This is a genomic window from Mesorhizobium sp. LjRoot246 (genome assembly GCF_964254115.1).
Classification (GTDB): Bacteria; Pseudomonadota; Alphaproteobacteria; order Rhizobiales; family Rhizobiaceae; genus Mesorhizobium.
In genome coordinates, this window is sequence record NZ_CAXUSN020000001.1 from 1,294,723 (window position 1) to 1,315,046 (window position 20,324).

Consider the following 20,324-nt stretch of genomic DNA (forward strand, 5'->3'; position numbering starts at 1 on the left):
GTCAGGACAGCCATGAGCCAGAACCATACCGACTACACATCCCGCTTTGCCATCGACCCGGTCGCCGCCGCAGCGATGGGAACCGACGAGCTGCGTCACAACTTCCACATTGAAAATCTGTTCCAGTCCGGCCGCGTCAGCCTGACCTACACGCATTACGACCGCATGATCGTCGGCGGCGCGATGCCGGTGGCGGCGCCACTGCCGCTGGAAGCGATCAAGCCGACCGGGACAAAGGGTTTTCTCGACCGGCGCGAGCTGATCGCCGTCAACATCGGTGGCGCGGGTGTTATCAGGGCCGGTGGCCAACCTCATGAATTGCAGGCGCGCGACATGCTCTATCTCGGCATGGGCACACAGGATGTGTCCTTCGCCTCAGCGGATGAAGCCGCGCCAGCCAAATTCTATCTGCTCAGCGCGCCGGCGCATCAGGCTCATCCCAGCCGGCTGATCCGCATCGGCGATGCCAAGCGCCTCGATCTCGGCAGCAAGGATGCCTGCAACGAGCGTTCGATCTTCCAGTTCATCCATGCCGAGGGCGTGAAGACGTGCCAACTGGTGGTCGGCATGACTCAGTTGGCTCCCGGCTCGGTGTGGAACACCATGCCGTGCCATGTGCATGACCGGCGCATAGAGGCCTATCTCTATTTCGACCTGGCTGAGACGGCGCGCGTCTTCCACTTCATGGGCGAGCCGGACGAAACGCGCCATATCGTCATGGGCAATGAGGAAGCGGTGCTGTCGCCGGGTTGGTCGATCCATTCGGGCGCCGGCACCTCCAACTACGCTTTCATCTGGGCGATGGCAGGCGACAATGTCGACTATACCGATGTAGACCCGGTGGCATTGGACGAATTGCGGTGAGCGACCTCTCGGCTTTCAGCCTGGCGGGAAAACGCATTCTCGTCACCGGCGCCAATACCGGCATCGGCCAGGGCATCGCGGTGTCTGTCGCACGCGCCGGCGGCACGGTGATCGGCGTCGGCCGTTCGTCGATGGACGATACGGCAGACAAGGTTGTCGCGGTCGGCGGGCAATTCGAGGCGGTGAGCGCCGATCTTGCCGACATTTCGGCCACCGGTCCCTTGCTTGACCGCGTCTGGGACCAAAGCGGTCCGCTCGACGGGCTGGTCAACAATGCCGGCATCATCCGCCGCGCCGATGCCGTCGATCTCAGCGAGGCCGATTGGGACGACGTCATGGACGTCAATTTGAAGACGGTTTTCTTGCTCTGCCAATCCTTCGCCAGACGTGCGCTTGCCGGCGGGCGCCAGGGCAAGATCGTCAACATCGCCTCGGTGCTGAGCTTCCAAGGTGGCATCCGTGTCGCGTCCTACACGGCCTCGAAGCATGGCGTGCTCGGCATCACCCGGCTGCTCGCCTGCGAATGGGCGGCAAAGGGCATCAACGTCAACGCCATTGCGCCGGGCTATATCGAGACCAACAACACACAGGCGCTGCGCGCCGATCCCGACCGCAGCGCCGCCATCCTGGCGCGCATCCCGGCCGGCCGCTGGGGCGAGGCGAGCGATATTGGCGACGCAGCCGTGTTCCTGCTGGCACCGGCGTCGAACTACATGCATGGCGCGGTGGTGCCGGTGGATGGCGGCTGGCTGGCGCGATAGCGCAGTTCATCGTTTCACGGAAACGCCGAACTGCGCTATCTCTTTGTTTTGACGCAATTCCGGACGGAAAACCGTTTCACACTTTTCCTGGAATTGCTCTTAGGAGATGACGATGACCGCAAAGATCTTCGCGCATGCCGGCGAGGGCACGTGGACGGTGACGCCGGACGGCAACAGGCGGCGTGTTCTCCTGCACACCGACGAGTTGATGTTGGTCGAATTCGGCTTCGACAAGGGTGGCGTCGGCGCCCTGCATTCGCACCCGCATGTCCAGGCAAGCTATGTCGCCGAAGGCCGCTTCGAGGTGACCATCGACGGCCGGACCGAGACCCTCGAGACCGGCGGCTGCTTTATCGTCCCGTCAGGCCTTGTGCACGGGGTCAAGGCGCTGGAAGCAGGGCGGCTGGTCGACAGCTTTGCGCCGCACCGGGCGGATTTTCTTTAGCTAGGGAGTAAGAGATCGAGCGGGGAATGACCCGCACCCCAAAAGAGGCGCGGGTCTGTTGCCTGGGCGCTTGTGGCGCCGCGGTACTCAAGACATGACCGCAGGATGAGGACCCTGCCGCACCGTGGTGAAGATAGTCTTAATGCGCCAGCGCTGCGTCGTGACGAATCGATCACGCTCGTTCGGTCAGGTGATATGCCGAAGCAGGCTGAAAAGCCGTTCGAACGTCTTGCCGTAGGGCGGGCGCAGCAGGGCTCCCGCACTCAGCCGGGACTGCAGGAAAACCGGCTTCTCCTTGCTGAAGGTGCGGAAACCCCATTCGCCGTGATAGGCGCCCATGCCGCTGGCGCCGACGCCACCGAAGGGCTGGTTCTCCTGCACAAGATGCAGCATGCAGTCGTTGATGGTGACGCCGCCGGCGACGGTCTCGCGCAGGATGCGTTGACGGTTGCCGCTGTCGCGCCCGAACCAGTAGAGCGCCAGTGGCCGATCCGCCCCATTCACATGCGCGATCGCCTCGTCGACGGTGCCGTATTCGACGATCGGCAGCACCGGGCCAAAGATCTCTTCGCGCATCAGCCGCAGGTTTGCGCTGGCATTGCGGACCAAGGTCGGAGGCAGTTTCCGGCTGGTGGCGCCGAGTTCCTCGCGGGCTGGGTTGATTTCGGTGATGTCGGCGCCGGCATCACGCGCCTCGGTGATCATGTCGCGCAGGCGCTGGTGGTGCCGGTCGCTGACGATCGCGGTATAGTCGGGGTTATCGCGCAAGGTCGGGTAGAGCTTTGCGATCGCCATTGCGAGCTTGGCGGCGACCGTGCCTGCCTGCCCCTTCGGCACCAGCAGATAGTCCGGCGCGATGCAGGTCTGGCCGGCATTCAACAGTTTGCCATAGGCAACGCTGGACACCGCCGCATCGAGGTCGCAGGACGGATCGAAGATTGCCGGCGACTTGCCGCCGAGCTCGAGCGTGACCGGGGTCAGGTTGGCGGCCGCCGCGATCGCAACCTGGCGGCCAACCGCGGTCGAGCCGGTGAACAGCAAATGATCGAAAGGCATCGACACGAAGGCCTTTCCCATCTCAGCATCGCCAGTGATGACGCCAAGCTCATCGGGTGCGAAATGCTCGGCGACGAGTTTGGCCAGCAGCACCGAAAATGCCGGCGTCAGTTCGGAAGGTTTTATGAGCACGCGGTTGCCGGCGGCAAGGGCGGCGGTGACCGGCGCGACGGCGAGCTGGAAGGGATAATTCCAGGGTGAGACGATGCCGACGACCCCGAGCGGCTGCGGGATGAGGCGATTTCGGCCCGGCAGGAACGGCATGGTGGTGGCGACACGGCGCTCGCGCATCCAGCCTCTGAGGTGGGACAGCGCGTGGCGGATGCCGGCGCGCACCACGAACAGTTCCGCAAGCCGCGTCTCGTGTGCTGACCGACCACCGAAGTCGGCGTCGATCGCCGCGCAGATATCGGCCTCGTGCCGGTCGGTCAGCGCCAGCAGGCGCTTCAGCCGGTCCCCTCGGACGCCAAAGTCCGGGAAAGGCTGCGCCTCGAAGGCGGTACGTTGCAACTGGAACCGCTCGCTGAGAACACCCTGTCTGGTCTGCAGCATCGCGCCCTCCCTGGCTAGCCGGGCCGAGCTTACATCGTGGTGCGTGAAGGAATCCAGCGGGGCGCAGCTATCGCGGGGGAAGGGGTCTTAACACGGAGCCTATCGCTGCCATGGCGCAACCCGACGATGTCAACAAGCGGATTATCGGGTTCTAGCAAACGGGCGTTGTGGTTGGAGGATGGCTGCGTTACTCCAAAGCATCACGCGGAGAGTCGTTTTGACCGGTTTCCACATCCTCTCCAATCCACCAAGCATCGGTTCCAGCCCGGTGTCTGCCTGATGCAGGCACAGGCAGCGAGCGTTCGGGCGGAGGATCCCAAGCGGCGCGTCCTGAAGGACGTGTTCGGCTTCGATGATTTTCGTCCCGGCCAGGCCGATGTCATGGACGCGCTGCTGGCCGGGCGTCATGTGCTGGCCGTCATGCCGACGGGTGCGGGCAAATCGCTTTGCTACCAGGTCCCGGCGCTGGTCCTGGGCGGGCTCACCATTGTCGTTTCGCCGCTGGTGGCGCTGATGCAGGATCAGGTCGCCGCCTTGCGCCTTGCCGGCGTGGCCGCGGACACGATCAATTCCTCGATCGACCGCGATGCCAATATCGCTGCATGGCGGCGCGTTGCTTCGGGCCAGACGCGCCTGCTTTATCTCGCGCCGGAGCGGCTGATGACCGAGCGGATGCTCGAGGCGCTGGCCAGGCTCGATATCAGCTTGATCGCTGTCGACGAGGCGCATTGCATTTCGCAATGGGGGCCGGCGTTCCGGCGCGAATACGAGGACCTGTCACGGCTGCGCGGCATCTTCCCCAACGTGCCGATCATCGCGCTGACGGCGACGGCGGACGAAGGCACGCGCACCGACATCGAAGCGCGGCTGTTCGCCGAACGCGTAGAGACCCTGGTGCTTGGCTTCGACCGGCCGAACATCAAGCTTGCCATCGAGGCCAAGCAGGACAGCAAGCGCCAGCTGCTGCGCTTCGTCGAGCGCCATCCCGGCCGCAGCGGCATCGTCTACTGCCTGTCGCGCAAGAAGACGGAGGAGATGGCGGCGTTCCTCGAGAAGAACGGCGTCACCGCGCTCGCCTATCATGCCGGCATGAGCAAGGAGGCGCGTGACGCCAACCAGAACAGCTTCATGACCCTGTCCGGCGTCGTCATGGTGGCGACCATCGCTTTCGGCATGGGCATCGACAAGCCTGATGTCGCCTATGTCTTCCACACCGACATGCCGGGCAGCCTGGAGGCCTATTACCAGGAGATCGGGCGTGCGGGCCGCGATGGGCGGGACGCCGAGGCGCATATGCTGTTCGGCCTTGGCGATATCCGCATGCGCCGGATGTTCATCGACGACGAGGACGCACCGGCCGAGCACAAGAGGCGCTCGCATGGCCGGCTCGACACGCTGATCGGCTATTGCGAGACGGCGCAGTGCCGTCGCCAGGTGCTGCTCGGCTATTTCGGCGAGAAAGCGCAGCCTTGCGGCAATTGCGACACCTGCCTCGACCAGGCGCCGCGCGCCGATGGCGGGGCGGAGGCGGGGATCATCCTTGCGGCCATCGCGCAGAGCGGCGAGCGTTTCGGGGCCGGCCATGTGATCGATATCCTGCTCGGCCATGAAACCGAGAAGGTGCTGGCCAGGAACCACCAGAGGCTTGCCAGCTTCGGCAGCGGACTGGCGCACAAGAAGGATTTCTGGCTGTCGCTGATCCGGCAGCTCGTCGCCGGCGGGTTTCTGATGCCGGATCCGGCCGGCCATGGCGGCCTCGCCATCGCCGAAAAAGGCCATGCGCTTGGCCGCGGCGAGATGCCGTTCCATTATCGTGTCGAGGTGCGCGGCCGCGCCTTGCGCAAGATGCGAGCGGCCGACGGTTCGGGCATGAACGTCGAGGGTATCGATGCGTCACTGCTGGCCGCGCTCAAGGCCTTGCGACTACGCCTTGCCAAGGAGCGCCAGGTGCCGGCCTATGTCGTGTTCTCCGATCGCACGCTGATCGACATGGCCGAGCGCTGCCCGCGCGACCTCGATGCTTTCGCCGAGGTGAACGGCGTCGGGGCGGCGAAGCTTAAGGAGTTTGGGCAGGTTTTTCTGAGCGCGATTGCGGGGCATCTGTCGGGTGGTTCGGGCTGACGGCAAGAGGGCTCTTGTCGAGGTAGTGAGCTTGCCCGCTTAGCTCCGGTCTGCCAACTTGCGCCATCGCCCAGATAGGCGACCATATTGCCGAGTGGGGGACGAAATGACGACCCAAACGATAGATTTCAGGGCAGTTGAGCTCGCGCTTGAGCATGTGAAGCCAAATGACTTCGAACAGTTTGCGCAGGCGTTCTACAGCGCCACGCAGGGGAGCTCCTTTGTTCCTCTCGGCGGCACTCATGATGGGGGAGCGGAGGGTTTCGACGTTGAGTCGCTCTTTTCGGAAGAGCGTCCAGGGCGGTTTATGCAGGCCTCGATTACACCGGAAACAAGAGCAAAAATACGAGGAACAATCCGTCGGATAAAAGAGTTTGGGAGGGAAATTAACTCCCTAATATATATGACAAGTGTCGTGGTTCCGCGCGTGGATGCGGAGGAAGAACTTCTAAGCGACGAGTTCAGAATACAAGTTCGCATACGTGATGCAAAGTATATTGCTGCGCATATCAATGATTCTACCCAAACGATACAAGCGTTTAGGTCTTTTCTGTCTCATTACCTCGAGTATCTAAGAAATATCGGTTCCGCAGAAACGATTGGCGACGTTCCCCGCGTGGCGTCCCGTTCGCTTTGCGTCTTCCTGGGTCAAGAGCTTGAACGGCGACGCGGCAATACGGAGATGCTGGAGGGGGTCACCGACAGTCTGATTCTATGGTCCTTGGAGGGAACAGACCCTGATAAGGGCACCTTCATGACACGTGACGACATCCTCAAAAAGATCGAGGGCGCGTTGCCAACAGCCGTCGATTTCATGCGAGGCGTACTCGATAGTCGCCTGGAAAGACTGGCAGCAAAAGATAACACAAACGGCCGTGAAATTCGCTCCTATAGCAAGGAGGGCCACTACTGCCTTCCCTTTGAGGCTCGGGAAATTGTTGAACGGGAGAATGCGGAAGATGAGTACTTGCGGACAAGCGTCTCGGACGTTTTCCGGTCTCGCATCGAGCCTTTGCTTAGAGCCGACGATGAGCCCGAACTAGTTTCGCAAGCCGTCCGAGCGTGTCATCGGGCGCTTGAAATAACTTACGAAACTCAAGGCCTAGAGATGGCCTATTTTCTCAACGGTGACGAACCAGATAACTTTACCCCGCCAACCATCAGTGACAATTTAGGCAAGGCGCTTCACGATCAAGGTCTTTTCGGAGCCAAGGCAATTCGAGTTGGTGAGCTGGCTTTTTCCGCGCTTCGCGCAACAATATATGATAGCTCGGAAGAGGAGCGGGTTTATCTTGGAAAAATGAGCAGGACATATATTCTTATGTTCTTGCTTAGAAATGACGCAAAAGTAGTCGAATATTTCAGAGGTATGAGCGCAGATTTGATCCTGTACGTAGGAACGGATATAATAATCCGATCGCTTTCGGAATACTATCTCCAAAAGAAAGACCAGTCAACAATTGGGACATTGGCGATATTGCGAGAGGCAGGTTCGAAGTTGATATTGACGGAACGTTGCGTCGAGGAGGTTTGGACGCATTTGAAGGCCACTAGTGCTGAGTACCAGAACCACTACATGGAGGTTGAGCCGTACGTGGATTTGGACTTGGCGAGAAACATCGACCGCATCCTCATCCGCGCCTACTATTATGCTAAACTAAGTCCCCAGGACGGGGTTCGATCGCCTGCCGGGTGGCGCTCCTACATCGGGAATTTTTGCGAATTTAAGTCACTTCACAGCGACAGGGGGCGTGAGGAGATTCGAGAGTATTTGATTCGGCGATTTGGCTTGATCTATGAACCCGATAGCGAAACGTTGGCCGGAGTCGATGCGGACGAGCTCAAGGCGTTGACCAAGCGCGTACTTGGAGAGAGGAAGAAGAAGAATCTTCGAGACAAGGAGGAGCGGCTAGCTGAGAATGACGCTATGCACGTTCTACGAGTATATCTCGTCGGCAGGTGGGCGGTGAACGAAACTACTCGAATCCGTTCGGATTCAAGACTTGGTGGCTGACTCAAGATGCATCCGTGAGAAGAGCCACTGGTCTCCAGGTGGTAGAAAAAAAGAGCCGCTTTATGATGCGGCCCGAATTCCTACTCCACTTCATTGCGCTGTCGCCTTCGGCAGAGAAGGTGCGGCAAAGCTACGAAACTGTTTTTCCAACGCTCCTCGGCGTTAGGCTATCCAGCAGACTCAGAGAGGACATTTTCAAAAGTGCCTTGGATGAGATCGGGAAGGCTTTCGAAGTGGATGAGGCCAGGGCAGCAGTGCGCTTGGCGGACCTCTCCAACCAGCTGAAGAGCGACTTTCTCAAACAGTACGAATAGTGCACACGGTAGACGCAGCACTCCGCCAAGCTCAACGTGTCGTGGTGGTCCGACAGATCCGATCTCGTCGGCATCGAGTGGCGGGGCCGTCGGTGGCGGGAATGGTGCATGCGGCAGTAACCGGGCTGCTGGCCGCGCTCAAGGCGCTGCGGCTGCGCCTGCGGCTCGCCAAGGAACGCCAGGTGCCGGCCTATGTGGTGTTCTCGGATCGCACGCTGATCGACATGGCGGAGCGCCGCCCGCCGAAGTGAATGGCGTCGGTGCGGCGAAGCTCAAGGAGTTCGGCCAGGTTTTTCTCAGCGCAATCGCCGCGCACCAATCCGGTGGAGCAGTCTGAAGACCTGTCGTGCGTCGTCACATCTGTACGGACATCCCGCCGTCGACAGTCAAGACATGTCCGTTGACGAAGGAGGCCGCATCGCTGGCGAGGTAAAGTGCGGCACCGGCGATTTCATGCGGCCGCCCCCAGCGCTGCAGCGGAATCCGCTGGCGGGCGAAGGCAACCATATCGGGATTTTCCGCCATCGCGGCATTGGTCTCGGTGGCGAACATTCCTGGCGCGATGGCGTTGCTCGTTACCCCGTGCGCGCCGTATTCGACGGCCATGCTGCGCATCAGCCCGGTCAGCCCCTGCTTGGCGGCCGGATAGATGGCATCGCCGGGTCGCGCCATCTCACCGACGATCGAGGTCACCGCGATCAGCCGGCCATAGCCGTGCGCTTTCATGATTTCCGCCGCATCGCGTGACAGCGAGATCGCCGACAAGAGATCCGTCTTGAACAGATCGAGGATGTCGTCGTCGTTGAAGGCGGCGAGCGGCCTCCTGTCGCGGGCGCCGACATTGTTGACGAGGATGTCGAGCCGGCCTCGGGTTTTGCGAATATCGGCGATCGTCGCGCGACCCGCCCCAACGTCGGCGATGTCGAAGACCGCCGCCTGCGCACTGCCGCTATTTCCGGCGATGGCGGCGACGGCGCCATCGAGCGTTGCGGCGGTGCGGCCGGTCACCACGACATGGGCTCCGGCTTCGGCAAAGGCGCGCGCAATCTCGAAACCAAGCCCGCGCCCGCCTCCGGTGATCAGGGCCACACGCCCCTCCAACGAAAATCGATCGAAAATGCTCACAACAGGCGGCCTCTGCACGCATGGGACGGGAACCGATCCCATGCGGCAATCGGCGGCTTGTTTCCAGCCTACCGTTCAACCGAAGCCGGTCAAATGAACTTAATGCGCAGGCGAATGCGTTTTGCCTGGAAGTACCGGTCTATGTGCTGGTCTGCGACCGCGCGCTGATCGACATGGCCGAGCAGCCCGAAGTCAATGGCATTCGTGTCGCCAAGCTCAAGGGAGTTCGGCGAGGTTTTCCGGGCGCGATTGCGGTGCGCGAATCGGAAGCCTGACGACGCTATTTTTTTGCTGACGATGCCGCTTTTTTGTGCACGACTTGGGCCATCTGCCGGTTACTACAGTGATCCTGTTGCCGGCAAGCAACAAGCCAGAATGAAAAGCAGGCGGCGCGAATGCGACTCTTGCTCTTCGTCATATCTAGCCTCTCTATTGCTAATGGCGCACGGATTCTCGTTCAAAGCCTTCATAATCAAGATGAGACACGCCTTGGGTCATTGCAGTCGGCGCACCTTGCCGATGTTGGTGTGCCGATAGGGCGCGCGACGGTCTTCTTTTGAGGGCAAGGCATGTCTGGCGTGACAATTCCGGGCGCGGCTCGTCGAGCGGGTCGCGCAAAAGTTCTTCTTGCCACAACGTCCGTAGCGGCTCTGCTGCTGGCCACGCTGCCAGCGGCAGCCGACAGCCTGCTGGTCGGAAGCGGCGGTGACGGAGGCTTTAGCGCCTGGGGCAACGGCGGCGGCGGCGGAATCGGCGGCGGCGGCGGCGGCATTGCGTTGCAAACGTCCGGCGGCACTGGTGGCGGCATCAGTGGCGTCGGAGGTGGTGGTGCAACGGCTGCTGGAGCTGGAGGCGGCGGTGCCCTTGGAGGGGCCGGCGGTACCGGCGGCCATCCCGCCGGCGGTGCGGGTCCTGTCGTCGTGAACGACGGTGGCGCTGCCGGCGTCAACCCAGATGGATCGGGAGCCGATGGCGCTGGCGGCATTTTCGGCGGCCTTGGCGGTCTCTTGGGTGGTGGCGGCGGCGGTGGAACCTTCGTTGGCGGCGGCGGCGGCGGCAAGGTGGTCGACGGCGACGGCAACGACATTTCGGGCAAGACGCCGGATGCCGGTGCCAGTGGCTCCTCTTCGCTTATCCTGACCAGCGACTGGAGCTACGAATTCGTCGGCGTTGGCGGTGGCGGCGGTGGCGGCAGCTGGGACCAAGTCGGCTCTGCCGGTTCCGCGGGAGACCTTACCGTCTGGGGTGTCACGCTGACCGTGAACCGCTCGATGCTGGTTGGCGGCGGCGGCGGCGGCGCAGGTGCCTTCGGTGTCGGAGGGGCTGGCGGCACAGGCACTGTTTTGCTGGAGAACGGTGCACGCCTTTCTGTAGGCGAAACACTGCTGGTCGGCGGGATGGGCGGCAGCGGCGCTTCATCGTACACCAACGTGGCCGGGGGCGGGGCGGGCGGCAGCGGCGCCGTTACTGTCGACGCCTTCTCATCCATCGCCATCGGCAGTGCCGGCGCCGTTGTCCTGGGTGGCACCGGGGTTCCTCCGGGAGTTCCGGTCGGCTCACATCTTGGACCCAGCGGAGCCGGAGGCGCCGGCACGCTGAACCTCGCAGGTGCGTTGACTTTCCAGAGCGGCGGCAGCTTTATCATCAATACCACAGGCACGCTCAATCTCGGCAATGCGGTTGCGAATGGCGCCGTCGCCGGGACGATTTCCGGCCTGTCCAGCCTGACCAACAACGGCGCGATCAATTTCAACCAATCGAACGCCTTCACTTTCTCGCCCGCCATAAGCGGTGGCGGGACGGTTGCACAAAACGGCACCGGCACCACGGCCCTCACCGGCGCCAACACCTATTCGGGCGGGACAACGATCGCTGCCGGCGCGCTGCGTATCGGCGCCGGCGGGGCGCTCGGAACCGGCAAGGTGACCTTCACCGGCAACGGCACGCTCGGGGCGGATGCCACCGCGACATTGACCAACAAGGTCGCGATAAACGATGGCGTGACCGCGACGTTTGGCGCGGCGGCGGGACAGACGCTGACGTTAAGTACGCCAGGTTTTGTCATCGGCAACGGCTCGGGCATCAGGTTCGGCTCCGCGACGGACACGGGCACCGTCGTGTTCGCGCCGGCACAAGGAACGTTCATCGGCGCTCTATTTACCCAGACCTACGAGGTGGTCGGCGGCACCTTGCGCGGCGGTAATTCTGCCTTGGGCAGCTTGCTTGACGCCGGAGCCTCGACGACGGTCGACAGCGGCGCGACGCTCGACTTGAACGGCTTCAACACACGCGTGAACACTCTCCTCGGCAGCGGCACGGTCGCAACCGGCGGTGCGACGCTGGGCCTGAGGGGGGCGAGCAACTTCGCCGGCGCCATCACGGGAACCGGCGCGCTCAACCTGGTTGGCGGCGCCACGACGCTCTCGGGCACCAACACCTATACCGGCGGCACCACGATCAATGCTGGGGCCGCACTGCAGCTCGGCAATGGCGGGGCCGGCGGGACGATTGTCGGCAACGTTGTCGACAAGGGCCTGCTGGCGTTCAACCGGTCCGACACCTACACCTTCGCCGGTGCGATCTCGGGAACCGGTGCTGTCGCGCAAAACGGCACCGGCACCACGATCCTTACCGGAACCAGCAGCTACACCGGCGGCACGGCGATCAATGGCGGAACGCTGCAGCTCGGCAATGGCGGGGCCGGAGGGTCGATCGTCGGCAATGTGCTCGACAATGGCCTTCTGGCGTTCAACCGGTCTGACGTCTACACCTTCGCCGGTGCGATCTCGGGAACCGGCGCGCTCGCGCAAAACGGCACCGGCACCATCATCCTTACCGGGGCCAGCGCCTTTACCGGCGGCACGACGATTTCGGCCGGCACCCTGCAGCTCGGCGACACCGGCAATACCGGCAAAATCGTCGGCGCCGTGGTCAACAATGCCATTTTCGAGATCGTCAATGCGGACACGACAGGCATCACCTCGATCGCCAACACAGGCGCGGCGGGCTTCCTCAACGCAACAAGCGCCGGCAGCGCCCACATCACCAACGATGGCGGCCTCGTCTTCTTCGACACCAGCACTGCCGGCAGCGCCACCATCATCAACAACGGCGGCCTGGAATTCTTCAACAACAGCACAGCCGGCACCGCCACCATCACCACCAGCAGCGGCGGCACCATGCTCTTCAGCGGTGCTAGCACCGCTAGCGCCGCCAACATCACCAATAACAACGACCTGGATTTCCTCAACACCAGCACGGCCGGCGGCGCCCACATCACCACCAATGGCGGCGGCAGCACGCTCTTCAACGACGCCAGCACGGCCGGCAGCGCCAGTATCACCAACAATGGCGTCGTGGGATTCTTCAACACCAGCACGGCCGGCAGCGCCAACATCACCAACGACGCCGGCGGGACCTTGCTCTTCTACCATACCAGCACGGCCGGTAGCGCCAGCATCACCACCAAGAGCGGCGGCCAGACCTATATAGCTAGCGGTGCCAGCGGCGGAGCCGCGCGCTTCATCCTGAACGGCAGCGGGTTGCTGGATATTTCAGGGCTCACGACCGGCAGCACCACAGTCGGTTCGATCGAGGGTGACGGCAGTGTCTTTCTCGGCGCGGCGGATCTCGCGGTCGGCGGCAACAATCTCTCGACCATTTTTTCCGGCGTGATCAAGGATGGTGGCTTCTATGGTGGCGCCGGCGGCTCGCTGACCAAGACCGGCACCGGTACGCTCATTCTCTCCGGCATCAACACCTATACCGGCGCGACCACGATCGATGGCGGCGTGCTGGAAGTCGATGGCGCGATCACCAGCTCGTCGAGCGTGACCGTGAACGCCGGCGGCACCCTGACCGGCACTGGCCTTGTCGATCCTCCCAACACCGTGACCATCGCGTCCGGCGGCATGCTGGCGCCCGGCAATGGCACGCCGGGCACGTCGATGACGATATCGGGCGATCTCGCATTCCAGTCCGGCGCGCAATATCTGGTGCAGCTCAATCCCGCGACTTCGTCGTTCGCTGACGTCACCGGCAAGGCCACGCTCGACGGCGCGACGGTGAATGCCTCCTACGCCAATGGCAGTTATGTCGCCAAGCAATACACCATCCTGACCGCAACCAGTGTCGGTGGGGCCTTTGACTCGCTCGTCAACACCAACCTGCCGTCTGGTTTCGAGGCGGATTTGAGCTACGACGGCACCCACGCCTATCTCGATCTGTCGCTCGCGTTCATTCCGCCGCCAGGCACAGGGCTTTCCGGCAACCAGCAAGCCGTCGGCGACGCCATTATCAACGCCTTCGACACCAATGGCAGCATTCCGCTGGTGTTCGGCGGCCTGACGGCGGCGGGGCTTTCCCAGCTCTCCGGCGAGGTGGCGGCCGGTGCCGTCAATGCCGGCATCGAGAGCGCCGACCAGTTCATCAATGCGCTCGATGTCCAGGCAGGTCAGGGCGAGGCCGCTTCCGGTGGCGGCACGGCGACGGCCTACGCCGAAGAAGAAGCGGCCGGCGGCAAGGACCAGTTTGCCTCGCTCGGCATCAAGGCCAACCACAATGCCGACCTGGTGGGGTCCGTCTTCGCCAGCCGCTGGCAGGCATGGGGCGCCGTCTATGGCGGTGCGCAGAAGATCGGCGGAGATGCCGTCGTCGGCTCGCACGACACGAATTCGGACATTTTTGGCGTCGCCGGCGGCATCGTCAGGAATTGGGGCGACAGCCGTCTCGGTGTCGCGATCGGCGGCGGCTCATCCAGTTTCTCACTGTCGGATGATCTCGGCTCCGGCCATGCCAACAGTTTCAATGTCGGCGTGTTTGGCCGGCAGGGTTTTGGCGATGCCTATGTCGCCGGTGTGCTGGCCTATGGGTTCAACGACACCAACACCAGCCGGGCGGTGCCGGGCGACACGCTGGAGGCTTCCTTCAACGCGCAGACCTGGTCGGGACGCGTCGAAGGCGGCTACCGCTTCGCCACGCCGGTTGCGGTGCTGACGCCCTACGCCGCCTTCCAGGCCACGGCCTATCACCTGCCGGGTTATTCCGAGACCAGCGCCGGTTCCGGCGACTTCGCGCTCGGCTACGGATCCCAGACGACCACCGCCACGCGCTTCGAACTGGGTCTCAACCTCGACAAGGACATCGCGCTGCAGGACGGCGCGAAGCTGACGCTGTCGGGCCGTGCCGCCTGGGCGATCAACGGCAGCACCGGCCGCAAGGTGACAGCGACGTTCCAGGACCTGGCCGGCGCGACGTTCACCATCGACGGAGCTGAACCGGACACCAACGCCGCCCTCCTCAATGCGAGCGCGACATACACATCAGGCTCCGGCCTGTTTGCTTCGCTCGGCTTCCAGGGCGAGTTCTCGGGCAATGTCCAGAGCTATGCCGGCAAGGCAAAGGTCGGGATCAGCTGGTAGCGATCGGGATCAGCTGGTAAGCGATCGGGATCAGCTGGTAGCGAATACGCGCATGGCCGGGCGCAGCGTGATCTACCCGATGTGTGACGAGGTTCCAGCGGTCTTGATCAATTCGTCCTCGTCCCTCACTCCATGTCGGTAAGCGGCAACGATTTCCTCAGCTATGATTTCCGCCTCCAACGAATGGTCGTCTACCAGACGTTGACGACATGCCTCGTCGAACGCGCGACTCAAGAGAGCCAACTCCTTGGCGCTCAGGATGCCGTATTTTTGTGCTTGGTCGGTAACGGACATCGCCCAGTCCTCCGCAACCTTGGCCGAGGACGGTCAGCCCTGTCCTCAAGGCCCGGGTCCAATGATACCACAATTGGCGTTCGCGCGGAATAATTTGGTCGAGCGAAGCGCACCCCATCCGACACGCGGCAATCCTCAACAGTCCGCAGGCTCGTTCGGTTTCCACCGCAGTGCAGCCAAGAGGGGTTAGGCCATGCGCGACGGGCGAAGGCCAGTAGGAGGAGCGTCGCGAGGGGGGAGGGGCGACGGACAGACCCAGGGGGGATGGGCCTACGCTCCTACCTGTTGCCGAGCTTAGGCTAAACAACACTCAATCATACGCCTGTCCAACGGTATCGCCAATCCTGTTTTGGGGTCCTGATAGAGGAGGGAGCGGGGAGCTATTCCCCAACTAGGCCCGCTACGAAGCGCCGGCCAGATCCTCACCGCCATCGCCTAAACGATGAACGACGTGGGGGCGAAGACCCCACGGGAGGCCGATGGAAAGCAACCCAGGTGATGAGGGTGTTGGGAGAACTGCGAAGCAGACCTCATGATCCTAACTCACTGGGGTCTATTACAGGTGCGACTCAGCTAAAGAGGTAATTGGCCGCAACGAACAGGTGCGATATGTCGATAGCTCTTACTGAGACTTCAGAACGCCCTTGGCTCTACTTTCCCGACCGCAAGGAGCTAGGAACAGGGGCGCTTCATACCTTCGTCGGCGACTGCGCCGACATCTTCAATATGTTCATGTTCTCTGTGACGCTCGCGAGCCAGACCGACCAGAACCGCGTGACGGCAGCAACCGCTCTTATGAAGGGGATGGACCCCGCTTCACCGGAGTATCTGAGGTACAAGAAGAGCCTGGATAACCCGGACTCAATGGCAAAGCGACTAGCACATTACGCATCCCTAAACGCGCGAAATCTAGTCACCGGCACCGCTGACACCTTCCTTTGGTATCTATCCAAAATCATCCAGATGGCGATCAAGAAGCGCCCTGAGCTATTAAAGTCATCAGAGTCTATAAAGATTGACGACCTTATGCAGTTCCAGCGTCGCGTCGATTTGGTGGAATACCTCATAGACAAAAAGGTCAACGAGCTTTCCTATGGCGGGATGAAAAAGATGGAGCAATATCTCCAAGATCGCCTCGGGATATCAGCTTTCGGTGATGCTTCTACCAGAGACATGTTGGTTCTTTTTATGGAAGTCAGAAACATCTACGTCCACAATCGAGGCTATGTGAACTCGGTATTCCTTGAAAGAGTAGAAAATGCCCAAGGCCTAAAGCCAGTTCTAGGCGAGCGGCTGCACATAGATTTCGACTGGTATGCGCGGTTTCAAGGCGCGGCGGTTGGGAGTGCGGTCTCGATTGACCGCGCTGTGGCGGGCAAGTTTGGACTAAAGCGGAAGCGGTTGCGAAGCTGGGATCGGCCCGGAGCACGACTTGAGCGCGTCTCGGACCCATTACCGGCGGACCAGGAAACTGGCAGTGCCGACTAATTTGGGACACAACACTGGGACACAGCACTTTTGCGGCCCATCGCTAAGGAATTGATTTTCTTAGAAAAACATGTCGTCTGTGACAATGGCGGAGAGGGAGGGATTCGAACCCCCGATGGGCTTGCACCCATGCCGCATTTCGAGTGCGGTGCATTCGACCACTCTGCCACCTCTCCGCGGTCATGGTCGGCCGTTGCCGGCGCGGCGCACTAGATAACGGCTGAACGGGCAGGTTACAAGGCCAATCCGTCAGTTATTTGGCTTGCCTGACAAGCCACGGATTCACAGCGGGTCTGGTGCAGGGAGACCCGGGGTAGATTGCCGACCAGTCACGCATCCTCGCCTCCTGCCGAAGGCTGAGCTGTGCGGTCGTGTGACACGGTCGGTGCTTGCCGGCCAATAACAGTCTCGGCGGCGGCGTTTGTCTTGACTCGCACTCAACCTTCGGTTAGGGACAGCGCGCAATCGGCGTGGAGGGTTCTTCCGCGCCGCTTGTTTTTTGAACCCGCAGACTGACAAAAAGACGGCTGAACCGCCAGAGGCGGTTCATCAAGGCCGACCGAACAGCGAAAGGCAAAAAATGTTCGCAGTCATTAAAACGGGTGGCAAGCAGTATCGCGTTGCCGCCAACGATCTCCTGAAGATCGAAAAAGTCGAAGCCAATGTCGGCGATATGGTCGAGATCGGCCACGTCCTCGCGCATGGCGAAGGCGAGAATGTCACGTTCGGCGCGCCGTTCGTCGACGGCGCGGTGGTCACCGCCGAAGTCGTCGAGCAGGGCAAGAACCGCACCGTCATCGCCTTCAAGAAGCGCCGCCGCCAGAACTCGCGCCGCAAGATCGGCCATCGCCAGCTTTTGACCACCGTGCGGATCTCCGAGATCCTGCTGGGTGGCGCCAAGCCGACGAAGACAGCAGCGGTCAAGGCGCCGAAGAAGGTGAAGGCCGAGGCCGCCACCGAGGTGCAGGCGGAAGCCGCGCCGAAGAAGGAGCCCAAGGCCAAGGCTGCCGAGACAAAGGCAGCCGAGACCGCGGCAGCACCGCTGTTCAAGGCGCCGAAGGGTGAGCCGGACGATTTGACCGTGATCAAGGGCATCGGCCCGGTCGCAGCCAAGGATTTGAACGAGCAGGGCATCATCACCTTCGCCCAGCTCGCCAAGCTGACCGACAAGGATGTCGCCAAGATCGACGAGCACATGCCTTTCAGCGCCGACCAGATCAGGGACTGGCGCGAGCAGGCCAAGGAATTGGCGGCGAAGTAATTTTCTGGAGATTGGGTCGCCGGATCGGACTTGAAACGGAACGCGAACGCGTTCATAAGGCCTTTTAGGCGCCTTGCGGCGCAACGGAGTTAGTTTAGATGGCACACAAGAAAGCTGGCGGCTCGTCGCGCAACGGTCGCGACTCGCATTCCAAGCGTCTGGGCGTGAAGAAGTTCGGCGGCGAAGCCGTCATCCCGGGCAACATCATCATTCGTCAACGCGGCACGACCTGGCATCCCGGCATCAATGTCGGCATGGGCACGGATCATACGCTTTTTGCGCTCGAGACCGGCGCCGTGACGTTCAACAAAAAAGCCAACGGCCGAACCTACGTATCGGTCAACCCGATTACCAAAGCCGCGGAGTAGCCGGTTCCGCACTAGAACACCGGCGCCCATCTCGGGAACCGGTGTCTGGCAAAGCCAGGAAAAGGATCAGGGGAGATGGGTTTCCATCTCCCCTTTTTCTTGTGCCTGGAGGACTTCAAATGGTTGCCGAAGCGGAAGACTCAGAAGACGAAAGTTACGCGATAGACTGCCCGGTGCTGGTCACCGAGCGACTGGTGATGCGGGCGCCGCACGAAGGCGATATCGCGCAACTGGTCGAGCTTGCCGATAACCGTCATGTCGCCGAAATGCTGGCCCGCATGCCGCACCCCTATGGCGAGGCCGAGGCGCGCGCCTTCCTCGCCATGGCCAAGTCGCGCCGGGCCGGCATCGCTTATGCCTTGACGCTGGCCGGCACCGACAGTTTCGTCGGTTGTGCCGGTCTCAACACCACGGATCGCGGGCTGGAACTCGGTTACTGGATCGGCGAGCCGTACTGGAAGAAGGGCTATGCGACCGAGGCAGCGCATGCGCTGGTCGATCTCGCCTTCCAGAGGACGTCGATCCAGGTGCTGCATGCCTCGACGCGGGTCATCAATCCGGCCTCGCGCCGCGTTATCCACAAATGCGGCTTCCAGTATGCCGGCCAGGGCATGCTGAACTCGATCGTCGCCGGCCAGGTGCCTGTCGAGCGCTACCGGCTCGATCGCAAGACCTGGACCAGCCTGCGGAACTGGGTCCACTTTTGATGGATGACGCCGGTCAAGCCAATGGTCGATGACAGCAACGATATCGAAGCGGTCGCGATCGCGCCGATGACGCCCGGGGACGTTGAAAGCTTCCACCGCGCGCTTGATGTCGTAGCGCGTGAGCGAAAGTACCTGTCCTTCCTCGAGGCGCCACCGCTGGATCAAGTCAGAAGTTTCGCAATGGACCGTATCGGGAGAGACGATCCAGGGTTCGTGGCCGTTGTTCGTGGCCAGGTCGTCGGCTGGTGCGACATCTCACGCCATGACCGGCTCATACATGCCCATCGCGGCTCCCTCGGAATGGGGATTGTTCCTCCCTACCGGGGGCGAGGCCTTGGACTGCGGCTTATCAATGCGACCTTGGCGCAAGCGCGCAGGGCCGGCTTCGTCCGCATCGAGCTCTCCGTGCATGCCGACAACGCCCGTGCCATCTCCCTTTACGACAAGGTCGGGTTTGTCAGAGAGGGCGTGCAGCGCGACGCCGTCCATATCGACGGGGAATACCGCGATACGATCATGATGGCGATCGTCGAACGCGAAAACGCCGCCGGATGAATGGCCATCAGCCCAGTTCGACCCAGACCGGCAGGTGGTCGGAGCCAACCGCCTTTCGGTCGACCCATAGACACTGCAGGGATTTGGCAAGCGAAGCGCTGGTGAAGACGTAGTCGATGCGCTTGTGACGGCTGGGGTCAGTGGGTTGTTTGGGGTCGACCCAGCTGATGAGATCGTCGCCGGTGGCGTTCAGCCGCAAGGCGGCATCGACGGCAAAGTCGGCGGTCAGCGGCATGCCGAATTCATGGTCCGGCCGGCCGGCGAGTTCGACATATTCGGGCGATCCGGCCAGCATGTTGAAATCGCCCATGCCGACAAAGGCCTCGGGATGCGGCAATTCCGGCAGACCGATCTCGGCGACGCCGGACAGTGCGCCGCCTTCGAGCGCATAGTTCAGCAGGCGCCGGCGCAGGAACTGGATTTGGCTGGCGCGTTCGACGGGGCTGCGGTGATCGAGATGGATGGAATAGAAGCGGATGAAACCAAGCGGCGTCTCGATCAGCGCTTCCAGCGCGCCACGCTGGAAGTTCATCATCTCAAAGCTGCGGCTGCGCGGCAAAAGCAGGTTGCGCGACAGATGAATGGGCGTCTTCGACAGCACCATGTTGCCGAGCTGGAAGGTTTTCGTGATGGCGCGGCCGTTCTCGATGTGCGAACCGATGTTGGCCTCGAAATTGCTGCCATAGACGGCGAAGTAGTCTGGCAGCGCCTCGCCGATCTCGGCGACCATGTCGCGGCCGCCGTTCCTGGGATTGTTGCGGGTCACCTCCTGCAGAGCGATCACGTCGGCGCCGCGTACGGCATCAGCGATGCGCCCGACATCGTATTGCCCGTCGAGACCGATGCCGTACTGGATGTTGTAGGTTACAAGCTTCATTCCGACGTCTCTCTGGCCAACCCCACATGGCCATTGTCACAAAACGGCCTCGCCCTTCGCCGCGCCTTGGTTTAGAGCAAGGCCCAAGGTTTAGAGCAATGC

Annotated in this window: 18 protein-coding genes, 1 tRNA gene and 1 pseudogene; 15 read left to right on the plus strand and 5 right to left on the minus strand. The window is 62.0% G+C overall.

Features of this window, described 5'->3' with window-relative positions; all coding sequences use genetic code 11:
* Positions 1-12 precede the first annotated feature (12 nt).
* From kduI to ACSQ3L_RS06060, 3 genes are all read left to right on the plus strand, one after another.
* Complete coding sequence (kduI, locus tag ACSQ3L_RS06050) at positions 13-864, plus strand: 5-dehydro-4-deoxy-D-glucuronate isomerase (RefSeq protein ID WP_436159126.1); 852 nt, start codon at positions 13-15, stop codon at positions 862-864.
* Positions 861-1,625, plus strand: a complete 765-nt coding sequence (gene kduD / locus ACSQ3L_RS06055; RefSeq protein WP_436159127.1) for a 2-dehydro-3-deoxy-D-gluconate 5-dehydrogenase KduD — start codon at positions 861-863, stop codon at positions 1,623-1,625. The genes kduI and kduD overlap by 4 nt, the downstream gene beginning before the upstream one ends.
* Positions 1,626-1,737: 112 nt before the next feature.
* Complete coding sequence (locus tag ACSQ3L_RS06060) at positions 1,738-2,070, plus strand: cupin domain-containing protein (RefSeq protein ID WP_436159128.1); 333 nt, start codon at positions 1,738-1,740, stop codon at positions 2,068-2,070.
* A 186-nt stretch (positions 2,071-2,256) separates the two neighbouring features.
* Here ACSQ3L_RS06060 and ACSQ3L_RS06065 read toward each other — a convergent pair whose 3' ends face one another.
* A complete protein-coding gene (locus ACSQ3L_RS06065; RefSeq protein WP_436159129.1) occupies positions 2,257-3,678 on the minus strand; it encodes a coniferyl aldehyde dehydrogenase in 1,422 nt (473 codons plus the stop codon).
* 279 nt (positions 3,679-3,957) lie between these two features.
* Between ACSQ3L_RS06065 and recQ the strand changes: the two genes are divergently transcribed.
* The 4 genes and pseudogenes from recQ to ACSQ3L_RS06085 all read left to right on the plus strand — a co-directional run.
* A complete protein-coding gene (gene recQ, locus ACSQ3L_RS06070; RefSeq protein ID WP_436159130.1) occupies positions 3,958-5,799 on the plus strand; it encodes a DNA helicase RecQ in 1,842 nt (613 codons plus the stop codon).
* A gap of 106 nt (positions 5,800-5,905) precedes the next feature.
* A complete protein-coding gene (locus ACSQ3L_RS06075; protein ID WP_436159131.1) occupies positions 5,906-7,813 on the plus strand; it encodes a hypothetical protein in 1,908 nt (635 codons plus the stop codon).
* 14 nt (positions 7,814-7,827) lie between these two features.
* On the plus strand, positions 7,828-8,127 hold the full coding sequence (locus ACSQ3L_RS06080; RefSeq protein WP_436159132.1) for a hypothetical protein: 300 nt from the start codon (positions 7,828-7,830) through the stop codon (positions 8,125-8,127).
* Positions 8,128-8,180: 53 nt separating this feature from the next.
* Positions 8,181-8,464: pseudogene (locus ACSQ3L_RS06085) on the plus strand (HRDC domain-containing protein); the annotation flags it as partial.
* 17 nt (positions 8,465-8,481) lie between these two features.
* Here ACSQ3L_RS06085 and ACSQ3L_RS06090 read toward each other — a convergent pair.
* Positions 8,482-9,252 carry an SDR family oxidoreductase gene (locus ACSQ3L_RS06090; RefSeq protein ID WP_436159133.1) on the minus strand — a complete coding sequence of 257 codons (771 nt, stop codon included), beginning with the start codon at positions 9,250-9,252 and terminating at the stop codon, positions 8,482-8,484.
* Positions 9,253-9,272: 20 nt separating this feature from the next.
* Here ACSQ3L_RS06090 and ACSQ3L_RS06095 point away from each other — a divergent pair, with 20 nt between their 5' ends.
* From ACSQ3L_RS06095 to ACSQ3L_RS06105, 3 genes are all read left to right on the plus strand, one after another.
* The gene (locus ACSQ3L_RS06095; protein WP_436159134.1) at positions 9,273-9,527 is read left to right on the plus strand and encodes a hypothetical protein; all 255 of its coding nucleotides are present in this window, start codon (positions 9,273-9,275) and stop codon (positions 9,525-9,527) included.
* 430 nt (positions 9,528-9,957) lie between these two features.
* Positions 9,958-10,176: a hypothetical protein gene (locus ACSQ3L_RS06100; RefSeq protein WP_436159135.1), complete on the plus strand. Its 219-nt coding sequence runs from the start codon at positions 9,958-9,960 to the stop codon at positions 10,174-10,176.
* Positions 10,173-14,672 (plus strand): autotransporter-associated beta strand repeat-containing protein, encoded by a 4,500-nt coding sequence (locus ACSQ3L_RS06105; protein WP_436159136.1) that lies wholly within the window; start codon positions 10,173-10,175, stop codon positions 14,670-14,672. Before ACSQ3L_RS06100 ends, ACSQ3L_RS06105 begins: the two co-directional genes overlap by 4 nt.
* Positions 14,673-14,744: 72 nt before the next feature.
* Here ACSQ3L_RS06105 and ACSQ3L_RS06110 read toward each other — a convergent pair whose 3' ends face one another.
* Positions 14,745-14,966 carry a hypothetical protein gene (locus tag ACSQ3L_RS06110; RefSeq protein ID WP_436159137.1) on the minus strand — a complete coding sequence of 74 codons (222 nt, stop codon included), beginning with the start codon at positions 14,964-14,966 and terminating at the stop codon, positions 14,745-14,747.
* Between the two features lie 609 nt (positions 14,967-15,575).
* Between ACSQ3L_RS06110 and ACSQ3L_RS06115 the strand changes: the two genes are divergently transcribed.
* On the plus strand, positions 15,576-16,454 hold the full coding sequence (locus ACSQ3L_RS06115; RefSeq protein WP_436159138.1) for a hypothetical protein: 879 nt from the start codon (positions 15,576-15,578) through the stop codon (positions 16,452-16,454).
* An 86-nt stretch (positions 16,455-16,540) separates the two neighbouring features.
* Here ACSQ3L_RS06115 and ACSQ3L_RS06120 read toward each other — a convergent pair.
* Positions 16,541-16,630, minus strand: a tRNA-Ser gene (locus ACSQ3L_RS06120).
* 404 nt (positions 16,631-17,034) lie between these two features.
* Here ACSQ3L_RS06120 and ACSQ3L_RS06125 point away from each other — a divergent pair.
* From ACSQ3L_RS06125 to ACSQ3L_RS06140, 4 genes are all read left to right on the plus strand, one after another.
* Positions 17,035-17,715, plus strand: a complete 681-nt coding sequence (locus tag ACSQ3L_RS06125) for a 50S ribosomal protein L21 (protein ID WP_436159139.1) — start codon at positions 17,035-17,037, stop codon at positions 17,713-17,715.
* 98 nt (positions 17,716-17,813) lie between these two features.
* On the plus strand, positions 17,814-18,083 hold the full coding sequence (gene rpmA / locus ACSQ3L_RS06130) for a 50S ribosomal protein L27 (protein ID WP_436159140.1): 270 nt from the start codon (positions 17,814-17,816) through the stop codon (positions 18,081-18,083).
* A gap of 119 nt (positions 18,084-18,202) precedes the next feature.
* On the plus strand, positions 18,203-18,790 hold the full coding sequence (locus ACSQ3L_RS06135) for a GNAT family N-acetyltransferase (protein ID WP_436159141.1): 588 nt from the start codon (positions 18,203-18,205) through the stop codon (positions 18,788-18,790).
* A gap of 21 nt (positions 18,791-18,811) precedes the next feature.
* Positions 18,812-19,345, plus strand: coding sequence for an N-acetyltransferase family protein (locus tag ACSQ3L_RS06140; protein ID WP_436159142.1), 534 nt, complete (start codon positions 18,812-18,814; stop codon positions 19,343-19,345).
* Positions 19,346-19,352: 7 nt separating this feature from the next.
* On the opposite strand, the gene ACSQ3L_RS06145 is transcribed toward ACSQ3L_RS06140, so the two are convergent.
* Positions 19,353-20,222 carry an endonuclease/exonuclease/phosphatase family protein gene (locus ACSQ3L_RS06145; protein ID WP_436159143.1) on the minus strand — a complete coding sequence of 290 codons (870 nt, stop codon included), beginning with the start codon at positions 20,220-20,222 and terminating at the stop codon, positions 19,353-19,355.
* Between the last annotated feature and the right edge of the window lie 102 nt (positions 20,223-20,324).

Excerpts from the sequence above, each read along its gene's own strand:
- kduI (WP_436159126.1), top strand. The coding sequence starts at position 13 with ATGAGCCAGAACCATACCGACTACACATCCCGCTTTGCCATCGACCCG.
- ACSQ3L_RS06075 (WP_436159131.1), top strand. The coding sequence starts at position 5,906 with ATGACGACCCAAACGATAGATTTCAGGGCAGTTGAGCTCGCGCTTGAG.
- ACSQ3L_RS06145 (WP_436159143.1), bottom strand. The coding sequence starts at position 20,222 with ATGAAGCTTGTAACCTACAACATCCAGTACGGCATCGGTCTCGACGGG.
- ACSQ3L_RS06115 (WP_436159138.1), top strand. The coding sequence starts at position 15,576 with ATGTCGATAGCTCTTACTGAGACTTCAGAACGCCCTTGGCTCTACTTT.
- ACSQ3L_RS06065 (WP_436159129.1), bottom strand. The coding sequence starts at position 3,678 with ATGCTGCAGACCAGACAGGGTGTTCTCAGCGAGCGGTTCCAGTTGCAA.
- ACSQ3L_RS06060 (WP_436159128.1), top strand. The coding sequence starts at position 1,738 with ATGACCGCAAAGATCTTCGCGCATGCCGGCGAGGGCACGTGGACGGTG.
- ACSQ3L_RS06095 (WP_436159134.1), top strand. The coding sequence starts at position 9,273 with ATGGGACGGGAACCGATCCCATGCGGCAATCGGCGGCTTGTTTCCAGC.
- ACSQ3L_RS06125 (WP_436159139.1), top strand. The coding sequence starts at position 17,035 with ATGTTCGCAGTCATTAAAACGGGTGGCAAGCAGTATCGCGTTGCCGCC.
- recQ (WP_436159130.1), top strand. The coding sequence starts at position 3,958 with ATGCAGGCACAGGCAGCGAGCGTTCGGGCGGAGGATCCCAAGCGGCGC.
- ACSQ3L_RS06110 (WP_436159137.1), bottom strand. The coding sequence starts at position 14,966 with ATGTCCGTTACCGACCAAGCACAAAAATACGGCATCCTGAGCGCCAAG.
- rpmA (WP_436159140.1), top strand. The coding sequence starts at position 17,814 with ATGGCACACAAGAAAGCTGGCGGCTCGTCGCGCAACGGTCGCGACTCG.
- ACSQ3L_RS06135 (WP_436159141.1), top strand. The coding sequence starts at position 18,203 with ATGGTTGCCGAAGCGGAAGACTCAGAAGACGAAAGTTACGCGATAGAC.
- ACSQ3L_RS06140 (WP_436159142.1), top strand. The coding sequence starts at position 18,812 with ATGGTCGATGACAGCAACGATATCGAAGCGGTCGCGATCGCGCCGATG.